Consider the following 22,568-nt stretch of genomic DNA (forward strand, 5'->3'; position numbering starts at 1 on the left):
AGCACACAAAAGATTTCATTACCCGAAATTTACCAACTATTCAATGCATTGAGAGCTTGGTCAAATAGTTGTTTATTTTTGCGTAATAGCTCATTTTCTTTCCACGCAGTAAGTAATTGTCGCCATTTTTCCTTATCCACTCGTGTTGTAGGAGAAATTTGCCGGTGCATCATTTGACAGACTGCGCGTATCGCTGTTTGTCGCTCTGCCTCACTTCCATTTAGCCATGCAAATAATGCCTCCGCGCTTGGCTGTGATTCAACTAGAAGTTCTTCCCAACCGTCAATAGGGAAAGTTACATACGGCCTCATCCAGGATATAATCTCGGGATTATGAAAATGGCATAGTCGACGTAAAGCTATGTATGAATTTACCGGATTTTCCTCTATATCCTGAATAACGAGCAGTAGCCCTTCATCTGCTGGCAGGCAATGAGCTGTTAAATAATCACGAATCGCACCAACTACAGCCGTCTGGCTATCCCATAGCGACCTTACCCAATCTGCCGCTTCTGCTGCACATACCTGTACCAACACTTCACTCCATGCTTGCATATGAATTGATTTCGATGAATCTACTATATTAGATTGAACCGCATGATACACCTTAGTTGAATCAAAATTTGCAAATACCTCCTGAACTTTTGAGTCCTCCGCTCCGTGCATCGATACATAAATAAGAAACGATTCCAAGTTAATCATTGCTTGCTCCAAAGTTAGCGTCAAATATTGTTCAAGCCAATCCGTCCATATTTGCGAGCTAGAACGACTCAAATCCAAACCGTCCTCTCCGCAAAACTGACGATGCTGACCGCAATCTGCACCTATGCACCCAAGAGCTGTAACTCTCTCTATATAGGCATTGAAGCTTGGTGCAAGTAAGTCGAACTCACCATCCTCATGCCCCCAATACAAAACAGACCCGTCTTCAATCCTAATAAGCAGCGCGTCCCCGTTGCCAGCAGTATAGAACTGTAAATAATGATGTTCATCTGAAAAATCATCATCGCTGCCGAAATAAGGAAAATCAAGTCCTTCCAAGCTCCATCCAAAATCACCAGAGGGCATATCTTCAAGATTACTAGGAACCAACGCCTCATTTGGCAGCGACCAATACACTCCCACCTGTCGAGCCCCCGTTAGTAGCAAGTTCCGGAACTCAGATGGAATTCGAACACCAATTCTTTCTTCGACCTTTATCAGCTCTTCCTCGTTAGCTGCTGGCTGTATCTCAAGCGGATGCACCACTGCACCCTGCTGTTCAAGCTGTTTTAGCAGCGTTTCCCATCGCTCTACCCAAGTTTGCAACACTTTCCCCTCCGTCCTCAAGAAAAATATTCCATCAAATAAACCGTCTGCTACGCAGTTTCAGTAGTGCAAATACCGTGCCACCCTCTTCTCTAATCAAAGACTGTTCCAACATGTTTATTAAATATACTTCGCTTTTTTATCGTCAGAAACACTTTGACTTATTAGGTGAAACTCCTTTTATTTTGCAATTCTAAAATTACACCTTTATATATGATTTACATTTTATTTGTATGACATTCAAAATTAAATAGTCAGACCACATGTCCGATGCATGCAATCGTCCCATTCATTACTTACATTAAACAAAAAAAGACAGTTGATGATTATTGGTTCAGAAAAGCACCAAATGTATCACTAGGAGGGCACCTTATGCTTGACCGTTGCAATCAATAAATAAAGGAGACGATAGTCAAATCGTCCCCCTCATTCCTATTTTATGCGCTATAAATGTGGCTCTTGTTTCGCAAGTTCTTCAAGCATCATTTTTAATTGCCCTACCATAGGAGCCGGTGCTTTCTTTGGCGAACCCACATCAAACGGAGGCATAGGATCGTATTCTAATAACAATTGGACTGATTTACTAATATCTTCTCCACATTCCCACGCTACTAGCTGAAGAGCCATGTCGATACCAGAAGAGACACCAGCTGCCGTAACGATTTTGCCTTGGCGAACTACCCTTTCTTCAGTTGGCATGGTACCAAGAGAGCTTAGAATGTCGAAGGAGCCCCAATGACTGGTTGCCTTCGCTCCTTTTAGCAAACCTGCGGCACTCAAAATTAGAGAACCATTACACACGGAAGTCGTCCACTTAGTCGTTTCATGAATTTGCTGAATCCACTGCAATGTTTCTTCGTCATTCATTGGCCCTTTAAAATTAGGTGGACGACAACCAGGAACGACCAGAATATCGGCTGATGGTACTTCAGAAAAACTTAAATCTGCATGTAAGTATCCCATTTTAGAATCTAATTTTATTAAACCTTTATTTTTAGCGACAAACTCTACTTGCATGCCCTCTACTGTTGCGAATACTTCATACGGACCAATTGCATCTAACGCTGTGATTCCATCGTAAAGCATAATTACGACCTTCATATTAACCTCTCCTTTTAACTTCATTATTTATAAAGAATGAAAGATTCACCTCTTATACAAATCGGACCGGACGGTTCGGTCCTTAAATAGCATTATATAGTATAACCCCACATATTTCTATACAAAAAAAGAACCATGAATATTAACTATGGTTCTTTTCTGTATAATGCTGTAATAGTATTTTTACTTGGTCCACACTATGGTGCATATGTTCATTATTTAAAGATAATCGGCTTGCCATCACTGCACCCTCTATAGTCGAAAACAAAAAGGATGCTAAAGAATACGAATCCATCTCTTGCCGAAATTCCTTAGTATGAATTCCCTCATCAATTATGCCTTGTATAAAAAACACAGTTCGATTGTAGGCTTCTGAGGCTTTCTCATGAAGCTCCGGAAATCCAAAATCTGATTCGATAGCCGTATTAAGTAGTGGGCAACCTCCTTCGATTGGTGGGTTATTAACAGCATCTTGGTAGATATGAAACATCGCTATTAATTTATCGGTCGCAGTAACTATAAATTTCGTGGCTTCAAAATAATACTGCCAAATAATACTGCCCGCATATTCAAATGAAGCAATTGCAATATCATTCTTGTTTTCAAACCTTCTATATATAGCACCTTTAGGAAGTCCAGTGGCAGTCATAATATCTTGTATAGAAGTTTGACTATAACCCTTTTTATTAAATAAAGCTAAGGAAGTTTGAATAATAAGATCGCGTGTTTCATCTACCTTATTCATTTATATTCTCCTCCCCATGTAATGTAACAACTATTATAGCTAATAATGCAAAAACTTTAAATTAGTAACGATCTTTTTCTAGCGCTTTTACCATATAGTCTCCTCCATGGTAAAGCGCAAAGAATTTGTAGTCAAATGAATCGTGAGTTGTTGGTACAGGCTTATTATCCTGCCGAAAAAGGGACCGGCCATCCATCTCCTTACTTTGAGAACATCGACGCGTTAACTGAACAATTATCTAGCACACAGGGTTTTCCTTATATTGCAACAGGCTTTTTTGATAAAAATTTGAAGGGCACAAATGAACATCTATTAGAAGAAATTCAGAAAAACTATCCTGAAATTAACTTAGCCAAACATTAAAAAAAGGTTGTTGATGAGCTTAAGCACTTGTCAACAATCTTGTTAGGGAGTCAAAAAAATGATTTATCTTTAACGATAGTTCCTACAGGCATCCCTTACTCCGCTTTTTGTCTTTTTACAAGTTCCATCATAATTTTTGTCACATACTCTTCCTCACGATTTTTAATTACTGCGTCGTAAATATATTCCTCATAAACGTACTGTCCTAGCTCGTAGTCCTTGTCATGCATGACGTTAAATAATCGTTGGTATGTTTCACCTAGTGTAGTAGATGGCCCTACATGGTAACCAATAATAAAATCTCCTTCAATCGCTTTAAAGTATGGATGACCCTCACGCGGATGGGGCTGTTCCATATATAGGTAACAATAATTATCATAGTTACCGGCTAATACTTGCTCTCTTTTTGTAATACCGCCGATTGGATAACCAGTATCCAATTGCGAACGGTCTAACTCATCTATAAAATCAGAAACTGCCTTAACAAACTGTTCTTCTGTGGAATCCTCAATATTTTTACTTAAATACAATGTATCCTCAGGGAAATGTTCGATTGTAATACTATTAAGATCAAGATGTAGTGCTTCCACTGTTGAATCAATTTTTACATCAATAATATTTTCAATCATTGCAAGCTCTTGGCGCTTTTTCGCAACAATCTCCTTTTGCTGATGCATTAATTCTAAGAAATTTTCGGGTGATTTATCTGCCATATATTCCTGAATTTCCTTTAGCGACATACCAACCGCCTTCAATAATTCGATCACACTAAAAAAATCATATTGTGCAATGGAATAAAAACGATAGTCCTTACTATCTTTCATGATTGGTGATAATAACCCTATTTGATCGTAGTAAATCAGTGTTTGCTTATTAACTTTACAAAGCTTAGCAAACTCCCCTGTTGTAAAAAACTTTACATTTTGATTAAGCATTTTAAGTTTCCTCCCTTGACTATATAGTTACTATATACCTTAAATTGTAGCTAACCACAATAAAAAAAGAAAGGTTTTGACATTATGTTCACGGAAATTCGTGACATCACTACTTTAAACAAAGAAGAAATTTTAGCATTGCGCATCGCTGATCATCAGCAAGACTTTATTGAAACGACAATGCAATGCTTAACGGAAGCTGAAAACGATCGACGTTTCATACCTGTTGGACTGTATAAGGACGACATTGCGGTTGGATTTGCTATGTATGGGATTTTCCCACACGAGGATAAAGCGCAACGTGTATGGCTGGATCGATATTTTATCGATGAACGCTTTCAACATAAAGGTTTGGGGAGGTATTTTTTACAGCAGCTTATTCATTTTTTGGTAGGGAATTATCAATGCCAGGAATTATTTTTAAGTGTCTATGACAATAATAAAGTAGCCATTCAGCTATATAAAAAATTTGGGTTCATTTTCAATGGTGAACTCGATGAGCATGGAGAAAAGGTGATGGTAAAGGAGGTACACAATCTTGACAGCAATTAATTCTATTGAAACTAGACCACTGAAGCCATTGTTTTTATCGTATTTATTTCCAGCAATGGTTGGCATGTTGCTGATGTCAATCAATATTTTAGTTGATGGTATTTTTGTCAGTCATGGTGTTGGACCTACAGCACTGGCAGGCGTAAATATAGCCGTACCCATTTTCTCCATTCTTCTATCGATTTCGCTGTGGATTGGTATGGGTGGTGCCACAATGTACTCCATATCAATGGGTGAAGGCAACAAAAAGCGTGCACATCAGCTTTTTACATTATCTTTAATAGCGATGTTGGCTGTAGTTGTCACATTAATTACCTTACTTTTATTAAACTTAAAGGATATTGCCTATATATTTGGCGCAAGCGATGTTACCTATCCTTATGTACAAGAGTACTTGCATGTTATTTTGTTATTTGGCGTCTTTTATACGATTGAAAATTTATTAAGTATTTTTATTCGAAATGATGGCAATCCAAAGCTTGCCATGATGGGTTTAATTACGACATCAATTTTGAATATACTTTTAAACTATGTTTTTATTTTCGTATTAAATTACGGTGTAACCGGCTGTGCATTAGCGACTGCGATTTCCACAATTTTAGGGATGTCTGTACTATGCCTACATTTCTTCCGGAATGAATCTGAGCTAAAATTCGTATCAAAGTTTTTTAATTGGTCAGATTTAAAGAAAATATTTGCCATTGGCCTACCGAGCTTTATAGTGGAAGCTTCAATGGCTGTCATGATTATTTTGTACAATGTAACATTTCTACACTATTTAGGAGCAAATGGCGTTACTGCCTATGCAATGGTCAACTATATTCATACGGTACTTTTAACCGTATTCCTCGGCATCGGAATGGCGCTACAGCCTCTAGTCAGCTATCATCATGGTGCTAGATTAATAAAGAGATTAACCGTACTTTTGAAAATAGGGATTGGGACCGCTCTTATTTTCGGTTTAAGCACGACAATCATTGCCACGTTGTTCCCTTCACAGCTAATGGCTTTATTCGGTGACAGTACGATGGACATTCGCAGTATGGCTGCACAAGGCTTTGCTCATTTTGCGATTGGGTATGTATTTCTTGGCATAAATATGGTGTTTGCAGAATTCTTCCAATCCATTGAAAAAATTCGTCTCGCAACAACTATTATGTTACTTCGCAGTATTATATTATTTATACCTGCCCTCATATTATTGCCAAAATACCTTGGTGCACAGGCAATTTGGTGGACTTTCCCTGTCGCTGAAGGTATTACCGCCATACTTATTTTCTTGTATATGAAGAAAAAACCAAAAGTAATTACTTCTATTTTTAATTCATAAGAAAGAAACGATTACACGTTATCCCCCTTTCATTGATTTCTTTGAAAGAGGGATAACTTTATTTCAGCAGATATTGCCTGATAGATGAGCTTGCTGAAACTCACAAAATAGCACAAACGTTCTCATTTGTGCTATAATGAAAATTCAAAATATTTAAAAGGCGGGATGTCAATGAATACTAGTAGTTCGGTTAAATTAGAACACTTTGATGCAAAATTTCTACATGATTTAGAGAACTTTGCTCTACCACAAGAACAAATTCAATTTTCTGCACTCCCAAAAGAAATTATAAAAAAAACAGATCGGCAATATCGTATCGTCATCGCTCATGATGAACTAGCAGTGGGATTCTTTCTTTTGCATACTTCAGATAGAGTGAAAGACTACTCAGGCAATCCAAACGCGCTACTTTTAACAGCATTAACTGTAGATCACAAACATCAAGGTAGGGGATTTGCTAAGAAAGGCATGCTTGCTTTACCACATTTTATTAAAGATTCTTTCCCTAATTATAATGAGGTCGTTCTAGTTGTAAATAAGAAGAATATTCCTGCTCAACATTTATATAAGAAAGTTGGGTTTATTGATACCGGAATACGAAAAACAGGACCTATTGGTGAGCAAATTCTAATGAGCCTGCTCATTAAATAAACCGAATTCTCATAGAAAAGAATCTGCGAGACGCCTGCAACTTACTTGTAGAAATCGAGCAGATTCCTGTTATTTACTTTAGCAATGCAAGCATTACTTCCACAGAATTATCAACAAATGATCGCTCAGGACGAGATTTCATTATTACCGTTAGACCAATCAATGATACGAGTAATGCCTGAGATAATGCCTTCGCATTAATGTCTTTGTCAAATTCCCCCGATTGTATACCTCGTTCGATGGTCTCTTGAAATATGACTGATAAGTACATTTGATGTTCTCTTGTAAGAATTTCGAACTTCTCATCATGAGGCGCAAGTTCGACCATTGTATTGATGGAAAAACATCCTCGGCTGAAACCCTCTGTGTATTCCTCGGCAACCAAATCTTCAAAAAAAGTACGGAATGCTTGTTTGGCAGATGGATTGTTTTGGAGTTTCATTCGAATTTCAGATGCACGAGCCATCGTGTATTTACGTAACGCTGCTTCAAACAATTCTTTTTTGCCTCCAAAGGCTGAGTATACACTAGGGCGTTGAATGCCCATTCTGGAGGTTAAATCACTTAATGAAGTTGCCTCATATCCCTTCTCCCAAAATAGTTGCATAGCTGCATCTAATGCCTTTTCTTCGTCAAATTCGCGGTTTCGTCCCATCATCAGTACCTCGCATTACTTTTTATTATCTCTCATTCAATCGCTTTAAGTACATATAGCCAAATACATTTACGTACCAAACAGTATAATATAATTTTATATTTAATTATTGGTGTTGTCAATTATGCATTTCTTCAAACCAACAGAGTATTACTGTTATAGAGGCATTGAATACTTTCCCTAAAATTCAATTGACAGAAATAATATCTATACGTTATATTTACTTGGCACAATATCATACCAATCAGTACGATATTTCGCTTTGTTTTTAAATTTAGAGAGAGGTGTTTACAAAATGAAGGAGGTTAAAGAACAAGTAACAGGCAATACCGAGATAAAAACACATTCGCCAACAGGGACATTTTTCACAACTAATTCAGATCATGGTTCTGCTATGTCTCGCTATGAGACAATATTGTTTGCTGTTGCATGTGGTATGTCAGTCGCGAATATCTACTTCGCACAGCCGCTACTCGATCAGCTTTCAAGTGAGTTTGGTATTGACCATTCCATCATTGGTATTGTTATAACCATTACGCAGATTTTTTATGGTCTTGGATTACTGCTACTGGTACCACTTGGTGATTTACTGAATCAGCGCCGTTTGATCATCAGTCAGATGTTATTATCCATTATTGTTTTGGTCATAGTTGGAACTTCATCTACCGCTTCTATACTTTTCGCAGGTATGGCTTCGGTGGGACTCCTTGCGGTTGTTACTCAGACTCTTGTGGCATTCGCAGCAACTATGGCTGCCCCTGCAGAAAGAGGACGTGTCGTGGGCACTGTAACTAGCGGAATAGTAATCGGCATACTGCTTGCACGATCTATTGCGGGGATATTAACAGATCTTGCGGGTTGGCGTTCCGTATATCTAGTTTCTGCTGTGCTGCTGCTTTTTATAGTATGTATGTTTTTTAGGGTGTTACCTAATGTTGAACGCGAGGTAAAATCACTTTCGTATTCTCAATTACTTAAATCTGTCTTTACGTTGTTTATCCAAGAACGTGTGTTACGCATCCGCTCTGTTTTGGCCCTGCTGATATTTGCTGATTTCAACATATTGTGGACTTCACTTGTACTGCCCCTTAGCACGCCTCCAATATCTCTTTCGCACAGTGCAATTGGAGCGTTTGGTCTTGCAGGAGTAGCGGGAGCTTTAGCTGCTGCACGTGCAGGAAGGCTAGCCGATCGAGGTTACGGGCAGAGAACGACAGGCATTGCTTTGTTGCTATTGTTGATTTCATGGTTGTTCATTAGCTTTACAGAGCATTCGCTATTGGCATTAGTTATAGGTATTGTTCTGCTTGACTTGGCAGTGCAAGCGGTACATGTCACTAATCAAACGATGATCCTTCCATTGCGTACGGAAGCGCGTAGTCGTCTTACCGCTGGGTACATGGTGTTCTATTCTATCGGTAGTGCCAGCGGTTCAATTACTTCGACCCAAATGTATGCACACTTTGGCTGGCAAGGCGTATGCTTACTCGGTGCCTTTGTTAGTGCTTTAGCTCTTCTATTTTGGGCAATGACACGTCGTGCTACTGCTCTCGCAATAAAATAAGCCTGTGTCCTATCATTATCAGGTTCTACAAAATGAATCCGCACGACACAAGCACTTGTTATAGAAGGAATAAAAATAATGTGAAATAAAAATATATGCTATTCAAACCTTTGCTTTCAAACCTTACAGAGAAAGTTAATGGGAAAAAGGAGAGATAATTCGTGGAGATAGGTATTACTTCGTTTGTAGAAACAAAGCCGGATGTTAAGACTGGTGAAGTGATTAGTCACGCACAACGATTGCGTGAAGTTGTGGAAGAAATTGTTCTTGCTGATCAGGTGGGACTTGATGTGTTTGGCGTAGGTGAGCATCACAGGGAAGATTATGCAGCATCTTCTCCAGCAATTGTGCTGGCTGCTGCTGCACCCATGACAAAACATATTCGGCTGACTAGTGCCGTGACAGTGCTTTCTTCAGCAGATCCAGTACGAGTTTTCCAGGATTTCGCTATGCTCGATGGCATTTCAAATGGACGTGCGGAAATTATGGCTGGCCGGGGTTCATTTATCGAATCATTTCCATTATTTGGTTACAACTTGAATGACTATGATGAGTTGTTTGAGGAACATTTGGAATTACTGCTTAAGATTCGTGAATCCGAAAAAGTAACCTGGGATGGCCGACATCGACCTGCGATTAATAATTTAGGCATATACCCACGGCCCGTTCAAAGTCCTTTACCGATATGGGTTGGTAGTGGAGGCAATCAGCAATCTGCTATTCGTGCTGGTTTGCTAGGATTACCACTGATGTTGGCAATTATTGGTGGAAACCCTATGCAGTTTGAACCGCTAGTGCAACTTTATAAGAAAGCGGCAGCGCACGCTGGTCATGATGTATCAAAACTAAAAGTCGGATCGCATTCAATAGGATTTATCGCAGAGAATACCGAACTAGCAGCAGAGACATTTTTCCCTTCTACTCAAGCAGGCATGAATAAACTTGGCAAGGAGCGAGGCTGGAGGCACTATGACCGCTCTAGTTTTGATGACGCTCGCAGCTTCGACGGTGCTCTATATGTTGGTGATCCGGAGACTGTTGCCCAGAAGATTATTCACCTGCGTAAAAATGTTGGTATTACACGCTTTATGATGTATGTACCGTTAAGCTCTATGCCACATGCAGAAGTAATGAGAGCCATTGAGTTGTTAGGAACTGAGGTAGCACCCCGAGTAAGGAAGGAAATAGCCAAATGGGAAGCTGAAACAGGGGGCAATCAATAGAATAAATTCCTCCAGGACTAATAATCATTTAATGAAAATTATAAAATAAGAACATAGTTTACACTTCAGTAGACGTAAAAGGGCTGTCCAAAAGTAAAACAATACACTTAGAGGTATCCTATTAAGCTATTTTTCTGATACAAAGGGTCAACTTTGCGTGAAGAGCAAGCGTATGAGAACCAGCAAGGTGCTTAGCGAGCGATGCGCTCATACCTTGCCCGCGGAAAAGCGAAGCGACTTTTACCAAATAGGAGCACAGGCGTTATTGTTTAGGACTTTTTAGACAGCCCTTTCGTTGATAGACAAGTGAGTAAAACTTTACGCAAAATAAATAGCTTATTTTACTTTTAAGCCCAACATTCTAGCAAAACCAATTGCTTGTTCAGAAGAAACCTCGCATCCATCTAAATCCTCCAAAGTTACACTTAGCCTTTCAAATGTTGAACTACTAATATCTATCCCTTTAAGAGATGTTCCAGAAAAATTCACTTCATTTATATCACATTGTTGGAATCCAACTTTCTTAAAATTGCATTCATAGTAATCAGCATTTTGTAATGAACAATTAGCAAACTGTACTTGTTTTAAACTACTATAACCGTACGAACTTAGATTCATAATACAGTTTTCAAAAAGTACATTGCCTAAAGTAGCATCTGACAGATTAATCCCTAACATTTTTGATTCTTTAAATTCGACTCTATGTATAATCCCTCCCATAAAATCGGCATTGGATAAATCACAATTTTCAAAAGTAACATCTGTTAACTCAATATTTCTAAATGTCACATCATTAAATAACACATTTTTAAAAGTAACTTGCGAAAATTCTATCTTATCTACATTTTCTCTTTCAATTGTGCAATTAGTAATTGTGCAATTAGTCAGATATGACTCGTCCATATCATGTATTTCTTGAAAGTTCGCAGCAGGTAAATGAAGAGAAAGTTTTGGTTTTTCAACTTTTATTTTTGACATATTATCACCTTACCTAACATTTTAAGGAACACTAGTTCTTATACAATGATAGCATATTAGATATTCCACTGCTATGCATTTCAATGATCACTATCTTTCCAAACTAGAAAAAGGACCTAAAACAGGCCCCTTCCCCTCACTATTTCTTGAAATACTTTTTTACTTATTTATATATTTGATGACTGCCATTTCTTTACCGAATTTATCCCCATTATCAATAAACCCTAAACTAGAATATAAACGATGGGCACCCTTATTTTCTGGGTGATAACCAACTACAATTTTCTTCGCATTCGGTAATTTAGCTACCTCCGAAATCATTAATTCAGTAGCTTTTTTACCAATTCCCTTCCCTTGGAAATGCTTATCAACCATAATTCTATAGACCCAATAGCCACCAAGTTCCTCTGTTACAGAATTAAACATTAAAAACCCTACAATTTTTTCTTCAAAATAAATGGCATACGGTTTTAATGTCGGTTCAAACTTTGACTGCGCTATTGAGATAGCATTTGGTTCTATAAAAGCTGTTTGTTCTTTTGATAATTCTAGTACACAACATTCATACCAATTTTCTGCATTTACTTCTACAATTTTTACATTATTGTTATTCACAAATTTTCCCCTTTCGAATGTGAGGAAACGCTAATACTTTTGTTAATTAAACGTTATCCCCCAGTATTTAAAATGGATAAAAATGGTATTGTTTGTCATAATGACCTCCTCCTTTCAAAGTTCGCCTACATTGTAAATCGAATTTTCAGTCTTTATACATATTTCATATTTCTATAAAGTAATTTTCTACGTGTTAAACCTGCATCTTTTTGTTAAAGCTTCGCTTCCCTACATAGAAGAAGTAAATCCCTAATAAAGATATGAAAGCCATAAATAAAAACATGGTTGTCCCGCCATACGTAGATAACAAGATACCTCCGAACCAGGGACCCAAGAAATTGCCAAACTCCCCTAAACTTTGAGCTCCATAATAAGTACCTCTTAAATGCTGTGGTGTAATCTCATCTACTTGAGCATATTCAGCAGGAATGACCAGTATTTCACCTAAAGTAAATACAAACATCGAAATAATAAAGGCAATCCAAATAGTAGAAAAGGCAAATCCGATTTCTCCAACTGCAAATAGCATGCAGCCATAAGCAATTCTTTGAATTAAAGTAAAACGCTCTGACCATCTGGTTAACGGAATTTGCACTATAAGTACGGTAAATCCGTTGACACTCATTAATATCGCAAATAACTTTACTCCATCAATAATATTTGCCTGTAGGTATTGAGAGAGTGTTACTGACATTTGACCATGTACAGTCGTTAATAAGATGCCACCTATAATAAATAACATTAAGGGTACATCACTACGTAAGGTATGCCATAAGAGAGCCACATTCATGTTATCTTTCGATACAGCTCCATTGTTATGCTTAGAGTCCTTGATAGCTCTAAGCATAAAGTATATAACAACTGCATAGATGACATAAATTGAGGATGTTAAGATAAATGCTATCGTACTGCCCCCAATTCCTAAAAAGGCACCTAGCATAGGCCCTATCGCGTAACCAAGATTAGAAGCTAAATATCGATTAGCGAACATTTTATATCTTTTATTATCTGGTGTTAAATCGGCCATTAATGCCTTTGATACCGTTCCAAAGAAAGCTTGCGCAATTCCCCTGATTATACTAAAAATCAATAAAAAAATAATATTCGTGGTAGAAATAAAACCAATAAAAGCAATACTTAACCCTATCAAAGAGAGGATCATCAATTTCTTTCTTCCAATAAAATCTGACAGGACACCTCCAATCAATCCACAGAAAGTACCTGCTAAAGGACCTACACCTATGATAAACCCGATAGTAGCAAAATCTAAATTTGCAGACTGACTTAGAAAAATTGCTAAAAAAGGCATACTCATTGAGCTTGTTAAAGTAATTAAAACAGTTCCAAATACTAATATATGAACAATTGGATGAAATTCTTTTAAGTAACTCTTAATTTTGTCCATTAAATAATTTTGCTCTCTTTCTACAAAATTTCCATTTCTATGGCCCAAATAAACTATGATTATTGATTGAAAGCTTTTGTGAACTTATCTATCTTCTTTATCTTGTATTAAAATATATGCTGTTCAATTCTAGAAAAACTTTGTCTCCAATTCTTTTCTATTTCATCAAGAACTAAAGGTAAGTTTCTTTGTTTTAGTGCAGTTATAATCAGATTATGTTCCTCGTAAGAAAAATGAACATCCTCTACCTCATCAAAATAATATAATTCTACTCGTTTGAGCTTTTGCTTAATACCTTCCAGTATTCGTTTCAATTCCTCATTTGTAGAAACTTCTATATAAGTGGAGTGGAATTCATTATCACACTCTACCGCTACTAATTGATTTCTCTCTTCTATTGCTTTTTTAAGTTCAAGATTGATTTTCTCCATCCTTTGCAGATGCTCATCCCCAATTTTCTCAAAGGACTGTTCCATAGCCAATCGATCTAGCGTCCAACCAATCGAATAGAGGTGTAATACTTCATGAGCATAAATAGGCGAAACAGTAGTTGAACGATTAGGCTTGGTCTGTACAAATCCTTCATCCTCCAACCGTAATAATGCTTCTCTAATAGGCGTACGACTCACACCTAATAATTCTGCTAATTCCTTGTCGCGCAATTGTTGCGCTGGTTTTAGGGTTCCATCTACGATCCAATCTCTTAAAACCGTGTAGGCTTCCTCACGCACAAAAGTACGCTTAAGTGTTTTCTTTACCTGCAATTGATCCAACATTTCCGACCCCCATAAACATTTTATACACATTTTAGTAATATGTAATATATCACACACTAAAGATATTTTCCTTATTTTTCATAAGAAAACAATGTTCTTCCATTAAAATATTTCTTTAGAGCATTTAAACGTTTGGTAAATCTCCGATAACTACAACAATCCATGGAAACAATACGTTCCCATGGATTGGATGAGGTGTGTTACTATGCTTTTGCTGCCCAAATCTCTATTTCTATTTGAATTTCTGGTAAACCTAACTCCGAAATATAGCCAATCGTCATTGCTGGATAGTCATTGCCGAATAGTTTTTCCCATTCAGCATACAAGTAGTCCCAATCAATTTTTTCTATTGCCCATATGTTCACTTTAATAATGCCTTCAGCTGTTAAACCTTCCGAGTCCAATACTACCTTAATATTATGAAAAGTATTTGTGATTTGATCATTCATACTATGTGGCATTCGACCATTTTGATCTAATCCAATTTGACCCGATGTCACATATAACTCTGAATTTCTAGGGATTTTCGTAATATGCGTGTAATTCCCTACTGGATTAGGCATTCCCTGTGGATTTTTTCTAATGATTTTAGTGTTTTTCATATTATTTACCTCGCCTTTTAATAGTTTCTACTGTACTTCCTTTTTATCATTTTTTGGGCACACTTCTCCCTTGAAAAATGATTCTAGAAAAAAACAGCAGTAGAGTATCCATATCCAGACGATAAAAGCTTCAGTAATCTTTTTTTCATGAATTGAATACCCCTTTCTGTTAATAGGACAAGATAGTAATTTCTATATTTATTATACACAAAAACGCTCAATGTTTACATTATATTCTATTATTTACGTCAATTCATACAAACCAATATAGGCAAATTTAAAATACACAATACCAATAAATAAAATGAAAGCATGCGCATAAGAGCGATGCTTCCATTTTTAGAATGAGGCAATGTTAGTCAATTTGATTGCCGTTATTATCCTGAACTGCAACTTTTTTCTGCAAATCTACCTCTGGAGCAGACGTCACACCCAGAATATCGAGAAGGAACATGAACAGTGGAATCCCGATGATTAGTCCCCAGACACCTAGGAAATGTTCCGAGAAGAGGATCACGATAAATGTATAGAAAATTGGAAGATTCGTCTTTGCCGACATCAACTTCGGGTTTAAGAAATACGCCTCAAGTGCATGTAGCACTACAACGATGATTAGAATATAGACTATGTGCATTAATCCACCGATACTATAGGCAATAATACTGAGCGGAATCAATGAAATGATAACGCCTGCGACAGGAATCAATCCAAGTATGAAGAGCATGATTCCTAATGCAATCAAATGTGGGAATCCCATGAAGTACAACGCAATAACAGATACAACACAGTTCACAGCTGCAATAACAAATTGTGCTTCGATGACCTTACCGAACGACCGAACGAATATTTTGCAGAAATACGTTAGTTCATCGTAAAGTGGACCAATCTTGCTATCCTTGAATTTCGCTGTAAACTCCGTAATGCGTTTTTTCTCGAGAAGAATAAACAAGCTTAAAATCAGTGCGATGAACACATGCATGATAACTTTACCAATATTCGTGAGATTTGTAAGTGTGAGGTCCACACCTTGCTCCAAATATTTACCTAGCTCAATCTTCTCGAAAGTTGGAGCCAAATACCTCGCAATCTCATTATCATTCGGATTGAGGTTAAATGCTGCAATAAGATTAAACAATTGTGTAATTTGCTGACTTACGACTGGTAAATACTTATAGATAACAGCAACAATACCCGCTACAAGTAGAAGGTAAAGAGTAACAATCACAGCTTTCTCATTTATCGGTGCGATTCGTCTGAGCCTTTTAGTCACACCAGTAGAGAGTTCATTCATCAGATAGGTGATAATGAATGTAAGCAGAATAAGATTGATCATACTCCACATCAGATATAGTGCAACTGCGACCCCTATTAGAATAATAAAACGTTTAAATCCATTACTTCGAAAAAAATCAACCATGCATTCACACCCTTCAAAAAAACGGCTTCTCTGCCTTTACGGTTTGATTTGTTCATTTATCGTGAGATACATTAACATATATAATAGGAAAGTAGAAAATATATTTTGATATCTAAACAAATATTTTTTATGCTATATACTTTCAAAAAATGATAAACCATTGAGCTTAACAGCTAAAAAATCCATAATTAGAAGAATATTCACATAATCCAAAAGAATAAGTAAAAACAGACCTATTTTAACTATATAGCTAAAAACGCTGTTTGACAAAGGATTAATCGAAATGGCGTTATTCTTCTTCGAATGTGAATGTTTTTTTATAAAAAAGTTTAATCAGCAAAGGATGATTCTATGAAAACCTCAAGAAATCCAAAGGACATTCACCCTCCAGTGGCTCCTTATGTCCACCAAATTGAAGTAACTGGGCCAACTAGATGGCTAACATTATCTGGACAATTAGGGATGAGCGTAGATGGAACAGTACCTGAAGATTCTTTAGAACAGATGCAGATAGCATTAGACAATATCCTAAAAAATCTTACATCGGCTAACATGGGGGTTCAAGATTTGACCAAACTAGTTTTTTATTTTGTCGGAGAAAATGACGCCAATCAGAGACGTCAGATTATAAAAGATTTTCTCGGAGATCACCTACCGTGTACAACAATGATTTATGTAGTCGCATTAGCTGCACCAACCTTTAAAGTTGAAATCGATGCTTGGGCATGTAAGGAAATTGAATAACGGTATAGGTAATATATGCTTGCTTGAAGATTAATTCCCCTTATCTTATTGATAATTTGTAACAACAGGATAAGGGGGGATGCACATTAATAGCTGTCGAATTTCATATTAAACCACTCTTCTCTTAAAATGCCCATTCGGATAGAATCGTAATAATGACCGTTATAATAACGAACCTTACGAATTCGTGCTTCCATTTGCATTCCAAGTTTTTGACCCACACGAATCATTCGTTCATTACCAGACCAAGTAGTAAACCCTACTCGTACAATAGGGAGTGTAGAAAACAAATGATTTATCCAGAGCTTCAACGCCTTTGTTCCAAAACCTTTTCCCCACGTATTAGCTTCGTGAAATACAATACCCATTTCAAGCCATTTAGAAGGCTCGTGCTCCCAATAGTATGAAATAACCCCTCTTACAATACCATTTACTTCTATCACCCAGAAATCCTCACGGTTTATCCATTTTTCACTCATTGGTATAAAATCCTCATAAGTCATAGGTACATGAGGAAAATAGGGTGCATCCCACAGTTTCCACTCTGGTTGCTCGTCTTTATAAATTAATTGCCATAAGCGAGGTAAATCTTCTTGTTTAATTGGTCTAATGGTTAATCCATCTTCAGCGTACATAAAATCCCTCTTTTCAATTAATATTCTGCAATAGTTGATTGAAAAGAGAATTTGATACTCTACTTTTCAATCACTTTTTGTTTCTGTCTCATTTTCATCATTCCTTTCAACTTTTACGTTTCCATTATAAGGTAATTCTGTTTTTTTGCACTACTAATCAGTAGATATTTTTTAGATGTGCCGCTTCATGTTCAGCATGTTAATGGAAGGTCGAACAAAATTGATTTAAATAGCAGCCTATGTTGAAAGCGAAAGACGAAGTTTCAGAGATTAAAGCCACTTTTCTATTCTTGTAATATATTAGAAGAAAGAATACGATGAGTTTTAAACTTGTTACGATTAACTAAGCTAATTCAAAAGTAAGGAGAGACATAATGGAGTCTTATGAAGTATCAACATTAAAAAAGGGCCTTTTAATTTTGGATTTACTACGTGAAAAACATGCGCTTACCTTAACTGAAATTATGGAAGAACTATCAATGAATAAGACTTCTGTTTTTCGAATGCTTTATACACTAGAAAAAATGAATTATGTTACAAAATATAATAAATATTACCAATTAAATTCTCATATTTTTAGAAATGAGCATTTATATTGGCATAATGATATCCAATGGGCTTCTCTTGTAGCCCCCTATCATCTAGCAAGGCAAGAACAAATAACCACTTATATTGGTATTTTAGAAGATTGTGAGATGGTCATAAAAAATGTAATTAAGGAGCCTTTTGAGCAACCTGCTTTTCATGCCATCGATTCTCGAACACCTATGCATTCGAGTGCCCTTGGCAAAGTAGTATTAGCTCATCTCTCACCTGAAAGACAACAAGCAATGTTAAATACTATGGAGCTACATACCTATACACCAGAAACTTTTTATGATTACGGACTATTGGTTCCTCATTTACAGGTCATTAAAGCACAAGGATATGCGGTTGATAATGAGGAAACAAATCTAGGTAAATGCTGCATTGCAGTTCCAATTTATCGTAATAAAGAAGTAATCGGAGCAATTGCTTTCCATGGTTCGACCGAACAAATTAAAAAAAACGCCATTCGTTCGTATGTAAAAAAATTAGTGAAGGCAAGTCAACAAGTGACAGTAGAAATTAATTATCTGATAACTTAAGATGTTCATTTACAATTTCTCCTTTTTTTACAATGAAAATGCTTTTGTTTCTATATTCGAAACAACATGTAGCTGTGTTGGTAAAAATTTTTTTTTTGCTCTATGCTGATTATAGAAAACACGAGGAGGTAGGATGATGAAATTTCATACGTTAAAGAAAACAACGATCAATATTTCAGAAATTGGTCTTGGTACAAATGCTGTAGGTGGACATAACTTATTTGAAAACTTAAATGAACAGGATGGTAAGGAACTAGTCTCCGCTGCACTTGATTTAGGGATAACTTTTATTGATACAGCAGACATTTATGGTAAAGGACGTTCCGAGGAAATTGTCGGGGAGGTACTGAAAAATTATCGCAGAGAGGATTTCGTGTTAGCGACAAAGGGAGCTAAGCATTGGTTTGAAGATGGATCAGTCACAGTAGATAATGATCCACAATATTTACGCCAAGCACTCGAGAATAGCTTGCAACGTCTTCAAATGGATTATGTAGATCTTTATTACTTACACTTTCCAGATAACGATACTCCGCTAGCTGAGTCGATTGGTGAATTATCACGTCTAAAAGAAGAAGGGAAAATTCGAGCAATAGGAATTTCAAATGTAACAGTAGATCAACTAAAAGAAGCCAATGTGCATAATGATATTTCAGTTTTACAATCTCCTTACAATATGTTAAACCGTTCAGCAGAGCAAGATCTATTGCCTTACTGTATTCAACATGATATTTCATTTATTCCATACGGTCCGCTTGCTTATGGGCTACTTGGTGGTAACTATACAAAAGATTTCAGATTAGATGCAGGAGACTGGCGAATATCAAATCCTTTATTCCACGGTGAGCTATTTGAACAAACGTTAGCAAAAGTAGAGGCATTAAAGGAAATCGCTCAGAAGCATCAAACAACATTACCCAATTTAGCGCTTGCTTGGTTATTAGCACAAGAGGGTATTGATGCCGTTATTCCAGGAGGAAAGCATAAAAACCAAGTGGCTGCCAATGTAATAGCGACTGATGTCCTTTTAACAAATGAAGACTTAGTGAATATAGCAAGAATTTTATAATAATAGAACATGCGGAAATGCTGTTAAATCAACATTTCCGCAAATCACTTAATCAAGCGAACGCACTTTGATGGGGATTAATGTTCTTTCTAACTGTTCACGTTGCTGTTCATACTGAGAGGGTAACATTAATTGGCTACCCATTGTTTCAGGTGTCTCATCATGTGAGAATCCTGGAGGATCTGTCGCAATTTCAAATAGAATTTCACCGGGTTCGCGGAAATAAATGGCGTTAAAGTAATTACGGTCTTTTACTTCCGTTACATGTTGTCCATAATTCATTACATGCTCTTGCCATTCTAAGTGATCCGCATTATCTTTAGCTCTCCATGCAATATGATGTACTGTCCCTACACCCATTTGACCCCGTAAGCCTGATACTATTTTTAAATCTACAGTATTTCCAATATCTGCACTTGATTTATAGCGTGTATATTCGCCTTCTGTTGCTACTTTTTCCAGCCCCATTACACCCGTTAATACCTTGGCTGTTTCTTCAGGATGACTTGAATAAAGCGTTGCACCACCAAATCCCTTAATCGCGACCTCTGATGTAACTTCACCAAATGACCATTCGTTTATATCGCCTTCTGCACGTGCAACGATTTCTAATTGAAGTCCATGTGGGTCATCCAATTGAATAATTTGTTCACCAAAGCGCTCCGCTTTTTTGAATGGGATGGCAAATTTCGCAAGACGATTTATCCAAAAAGGTAGTGCCCCTTCAGGTACAACATAAGTTGTTACGCCGACTTGACCATCGCCAATTTGTCCTTTATAAGCATTTGCCCATGGAAAGAACGTAATAATCGTACCGGGTTTACCACCTTTGTTACCAAAATAAAGATGATATGTGCCCGGGTCATCAAAATTTACCGTTTGTTTAACTAAACGTAAGCCTAAAATACCTGCATAAAAATCAATATTCTCCTGTGGATGCCCCACAATGGCTGTGATATGGTGAATACCTGCTGTATGTTTGTTCATATTGACAACGCCTTTCATGACTAACTAATTTTTTCTCTCGTATATTTTTTCCAATTGACCACAATACCAAACTTCCAATGACTAGTTACTTGAAGCTCTTAACCTGCTTTAAATATTATCTCAAATTAATTTATCTTGAATTCGAGATAATAATAACACGTTATTTTGAAATCCGTCAACATATCTGTAAGAAAAACATCTTATCTTCCCAAGTAAATAACTAGACATGCTAAACATCACCGTCCCTACATATCAATTAGTTATGGAAATGGTGCAAATTTTTTATATCCATTTATATGCTTTAAGATCAAGTTCAGTGATTATGGCATTAAAACTTAAATTGAAACTAGCATTGTGCATAGCATCCCACCCAGCAATCAATTATTTTTTGCTATATAGCCCCCTCCTTGGCTAGAAAATTATTAAAGGTATGTTATTATATTGTTAGTTTTTGTATTATTTTATTAAAACTTCTAGTATCTAATGCTTATATCATGGATTCATTTAGTTAAAACTAACAACATACTTACTCACACTTGTTGATTTATCACAAATGAACATTCCAACAGTATATAAAATGAATAGAACTTGATATAGTATGTACTTAAGAAAAAATCAATTATGTTATGGTGGTGTCATGTAGTGAAGAAATACATTTTGGATATTTTAATGATTATGGTCGGGTCGCTGCTTTTTGCGCTGGCAGTTAACTTATTTGTTATTCCAAATGATTTAGGTGAAGGCGGCGTAACTGGTATAACAATTATCGCCTATTATCTATTTGGATGGTCGCCAAGTATTGTAAGTTTTGTGTTAAACGCAGCTTTATTAGTGGTTGGATATAAATTTTTAAATAGGCAAACGACCATTTATACGATTATTGCCGTAACGTTCCATTCACTTTTTTTACATTTGACAGAAACGTGGTCCATTTCTTCAAATGAAATTATTGTGAATGCCATTTTCGGCGGGGTATTTGCTGGTGTAGGCATTGGCTTAATAATAAGGGTTGGTGGAACAACAGCGGGTTCTACCATCTTAGCTAGAATCACGAACAAATATCTTGGCTGGAGTATTAGTTATGGTTTATTATTTTTTGATTTAATTGTTGCTTTCTCATCTTATTTTATTATCGGGACAGAGGCATTGTTGCTAACTATTATTATGCTATATGTCGGTACAAAGGTGATGGAGTTTGTTATTGAAGGTGTGAATCCTAAAAAGGCAGTTACGATTATTTCAAAAAAACCGGAGGCCATTGCCGGCCAAGTAAGTGCGTTTATGAATCGAGGCGTGACGGTCCTATCAGGCCATGGCTATTATACGAAGGAGCAAAAAGAAATTCTTTATATTGTCATTAGTAAACAGGAAGTTGTAAAGCTAAAGAAGATTGTCAAGGAAATAGATAAGGATGCCTTCATTGCCATTCACGATGTACGAGATGTGTTTGGAGAAGGATTTATTGAATTATCTAAGGCATAACACCAAAATGTTTGGAAATCTGATTAAAGACAACGTATCGGTTTAAACATCGGATATAGATGGCAAGCACTTTGCTTTTTCACTTCTGACACATATAAGATTACTAATTCTCTCGAACAAATATTTTACGGGAAATAAAAAACGTCATTTTGAAAAATTTAATCAAAATGGCGTTTTCTTAATAGTCCTCTTTCCTAAAACCCTGGATAGTGGAAGAAAAAATATCTCTATATCTTTAAATCCGATTCTTACCTTTTGCCATTCTTTATTAAATATTTAGACCGAAAAGGTTATTTAGCTACCTT

23 protein-coding genes are annotated in these 22,568 nt (G+C 36.6%); 10 read left to right on the plus strand and 13 right to left on the minus strand.

Going from position 1 to position 22,568, the window contains the following annotated elements; all coding sequences use genetic code 11:
* Nucleotides 1-29: 29 nt before the first annotated feature.
* The 3 genes from H131_RS17695 to H131_RS17705 all read right to left on the minus strand — a co-directional run bounded on the left by H131_RS17695 (nucleotide 30) and on the right by H131_RS17705 (nucleotide 3,153).
* On the minus strand, nucleotides 30-1,310 hold the full coding sequence (locus H131_RS17695) for an SMI1/KNR4 family protein (protein ID WP_230491868.1): 1,281 nt from the start codon (nucleotides 1,308-1,310) through the stop codon (nucleotides 30-32).
* A gap of 441 nt (nucleotides 1,311-1,751) precedes the next feature.
* Nucleotides 1,752-2,408 carry a DJ-1/PfpI family protein gene (locus H131_RS17700; RefSeq protein ID WP_010860506.1) on the minus strand — a complete coding sequence of 219 codons (657 nt, stop codon included), beginning with the start codon at nucleotides 2,406-2,408 and terminating at the stop codon, nucleotides 1,752-1,754.
* Between the two features lie 142 nt (nucleotides 2,409-2,550).
* A complete protein-coding gene (locus tag H131_RS17705) occupies nucleotides 2,551-3,153 on the minus strand; it encodes a TetR/AcrR family transcriptional regulator (protein ID WP_010860507.1) in 603 nt (200 codons plus the stop codon).
* Between the two features lie 135 nt (nucleotides 3,154-3,288).
* Between H131_RS17705 and H131_RS26165 the strand changes: the two genes are divergently transcribed.
* A complete protein-coding gene (locus tag H131_RS26165; RefSeq protein WP_010860508.1) occupies nucleotides 3,289-3,516 on the plus strand; it encodes a hypothetical protein in 228 nt (75 codons plus the stop codon).
* 95 nt (nucleotides 3,517-3,611) lie between these two features.
* On the opposite strand, the gene H131_RS17715 is transcribed toward H131_RS26165, so the two are convergent.
* A complete protein-coding gene (locus H131_RS17715) occupies nucleotides 3,612-4,451 on the minus strand; it encodes a MerR family transcriptional regulator (RefSeq protein WP_010860509.1) in 840 nt (279 codons plus the stop codon).
* Nucleotides 4,452-4,535: 84 nt separating this feature from the next.
* Here H131_RS17715 and H131_RS17720 point away from each other — a divergent pair, with 84 nt between their 5' ends.
* The 3 genes from H131_RS17720 to H131_RS17730 all read left to right on the plus strand — a co-directional run bounded on the left by H131_RS17720 (nucleotide 4,536) and on the right by H131_RS17730 (nucleotide 6,984).
* Nucleotides 4,536-5,003 (plus strand): GNAT family N-acetyltransferase, encoded by a 468-nt coding sequence (locus H131_RS17720; RefSeq protein ID WP_010860510.1) that lies wholly within the window; start codon nucleotides 4,536-4,538, stop codon nucleotides 5,001-5,003.
* Complete coding sequence (locus H131_RS17725; RefSeq protein ID WP_010860511.1) at nucleotides 4,990-6,333, plus strand: MATE family efflux transporter; 1,344 nt, start codon at nucleotides 4,990-4,992, stop codon at nucleotides 6,331-6,333. Before H131_RS17720 ends, H131_RS17725 begins: the two co-directional genes overlap by 14 nt.
* A 171-nt stretch (nucleotides 6,334-6,504) precedes the next feature.
* A complete protein-coding gene (locus tag H131_RS17730; RefSeq protein ID WP_010860512.1) occupies nucleotides 6,505-6,984 on the plus strand; it encodes a GNAT family N-acetyltransferase in 480 nt (159 codons plus the stop codon).
* 73 nt (nucleotides 6,985-7,057) lie between these two features.
* Here H131_RS17730 and H131_RS17735 read toward each other — a convergent pair whose 3' ends face one another.
* Complete coding sequence (locus tag H131_RS17735; protein WP_010860513.1) at nucleotides 7,058-7,639, minus strand: TetR/AcrR family transcriptional regulator; 582 nt, start codon at nucleotides 7,637-7,639, stop codon at nucleotides 7,058-7,060.
* Between the two features lie 295 nt (nucleotides 7,640-7,934).
* Here H131_RS17735 and H131_RS17740 point away from each other — a divergent pair, with 295 nt between their 5' ends.
* Nucleotides 7,935-9,203, plus strand: a complete 1,269-nt coding sequence (locus tag H131_RS17740; protein ID WP_010860514.1) for an MFS transporter — start codon at nucleotides 7,935-7,937, stop codon at nucleotides 9,201-9,203.
* A 161-nt stretch (nucleotides 9,204-9,364) separates the two neighbouring features.
* Nucleotides 9,365-10,426: an LLM class flavin-dependent oxidoreductase gene (locus H131_RS17745; protein ID WP_010860515.1), complete on the plus strand. Its 1,062-nt coding sequence runs from the start codon at nucleotides 9,365-9,367 to the stop codon at nucleotides 10,424-10,426.
* Between the two features lie 336 nt (nucleotides 10,427-10,762).
* On the opposite strand, the gene H131_RS17750 is transcribed toward H131_RS17745, so the two are convergent.
* From H131_RS17750 to H131_RS17775, 6 genes are all read right to left on the minus strand, one after another.
* On the minus strand, nucleotides 10,763-11,404 hold the full coding sequence (locus H131_RS17750) for a pentapeptide repeat-containing protein (protein ID WP_010860516.1): 642 nt from the start codon (nucleotides 11,402-11,404) through the stop codon (nucleotides 10,763-10,765).
* A gap of 159 nt (nucleotides 11,405-11,563) precedes the next feature.
* Nucleotides 11,564-12,019 (minus strand): GNAT family N-acetyltransferase, encoded by a 456-nt coding sequence (locus H131_RS17755; protein WP_010860517.1) that lies wholly within the window; start codon nucleotides 12,017-12,019, stop codon nucleotides 11,564-11,566.
* Between the two features lie 193 nt (nucleotides 12,020-12,212).
* Nucleotides 12,213-13,424 (minus strand): MDR family MFS transporter, encoded by a 1,212-nt coding sequence (locus H131_RS17760; protein WP_010860518.1) that lies wholly within the window; start codon nucleotides 13,422-13,424, stop codon nucleotides 12,213-12,215.
* 107 nt (nucleotides 13,425-13,531) lie between these two features.
* Complete coding sequence (locus H131_RS17765) at nucleotides 13,532-14,200, minus strand: GntR family transcriptional regulator (RefSeq protein WP_010860519.1); 669 nt, start codon at nucleotides 14,198-14,200, stop codon at nucleotides 13,532-13,534.
* Nucleotides 14,201-14,403: 203 nt separating this feature from the next.
* Nucleotides 14,404-14,802 (minus strand): RidA family protein, encoded by a 399-nt coding sequence (locus H131_RS17770; protein WP_010860520.1) that lies wholly within the window; start codon nucleotides 14,800-14,802, stop codon nucleotides 14,404-14,406.
* A gap of 355 nt (nucleotides 14,803-15,157) precedes the next feature.
* Nucleotides 15,158-16,219 carry an AI-2E family transporter gene (locus tag H131_RS17775; RefSeq protein ID WP_010860521.1) on the minus strand — a complete coding sequence of 354 codons (1,062 nt, stop codon included), beginning with the start codon at nucleotides 16,217-16,219 and terminating at the stop codon, nucleotides 15,158-15,160.
* Between the two features lie 351 nt (nucleotides 16,220-16,570).
* Here H131_RS17775 and H131_RS17780 point away from each other — a divergent pair, with 351 nt between their 5' ends.
* Complete coding sequence (locus H131_RS17780) at nucleotides 16,571-16,963, plus strand: RidA family protein (protein WP_010860522.1); 393 nt, start codon at nucleotides 16,571-16,573, stop codon at nucleotides 16,961-16,963.
* 86 nt (nucleotides 16,964-17,049) lie between these two features.
* Here H131_RS17780 and H131_RS17785 read toward each other — a convergent pair whose 3' ends face one another.
* Nucleotides 17,050-17,598 carry a GNAT family N-acetyltransferase gene (locus H131_RS17785; protein WP_010860523.1) on the minus strand — a complete coding sequence of 183 codons (549 nt, stop codon included), beginning with the start codon at nucleotides 17,596-17,598 and terminating at the stop codon, nucleotides 17,050-17,052.
* Nucleotides 17,599-17,972: 374 nt separating this feature from the next.
* Here H131_RS17785 and H131_RS17790 point away from each other — a divergent pair, with 374 nt between their 5' ends.
* Entirely contained in the window at nucleotides 17,973-18,725 is a 753-nt protein-coding gene (locus H131_RS17790) for an IclR family transcriptional regulator (RefSeq protein WP_010860524.1), read from the plus strand.
* A 136-nt stretch (nucleotides 18,726-18,861) separates the two neighbouring features.
* On the plus strand, nucleotides 18,862-19,794 hold the full coding sequence (locus H131_RS17795; protein WP_010860525.1) for an aldo/keto reductase: 933 nt from the start codon (nucleotides 18,862-18,864) through the stop codon (nucleotides 19,792-19,794).
* A gap of 48 nt (nucleotides 19,795-19,842) precedes the next feature.
* On the opposite strand, the gene H131_RS17800 is transcribed toward H131_RS17795, so the two are convergent.
* Nucleotides 19,843-20,781 carry a ring-cleaving dioxygenase gene (locus H131_RS17800; RefSeq protein WP_010860526.1) on the minus strand — a complete coding sequence of 313 codons (939 nt, stop codon included), beginning with the start codon at nucleotides 20,779-20,781 and terminating at the stop codon, nucleotides 19,843-19,845.
* Between the two features lie 642 nt (nucleotides 20,782-21,423).
* Between H131_RS17800 and H131_RS17805 the strand changes: the two genes are divergently transcribed.
* On the plus strand, nucleotides 21,424-22,263 hold the full coding sequence (locus H131_RS17805; RefSeq protein ID WP_010860527.1) for a YitT family protein: 840 nt from the start codon (nucleotides 21,424-21,426) through the stop codon (nucleotides 22,261-22,263).
* Nucleotides 22,264-22,568: the final 305 nt, after the last annotated feature.

This window comes from Lysinibacillus sphaericus OT4b.31 (assembly GCF_000392615.1).
Taxonomy (GTDB): Bacteria; Bacillota; Bacilli; order Bacillales_A; family Planococcaceae; genus Lysinibacillus; species Lysinibacillus sphaericus_B.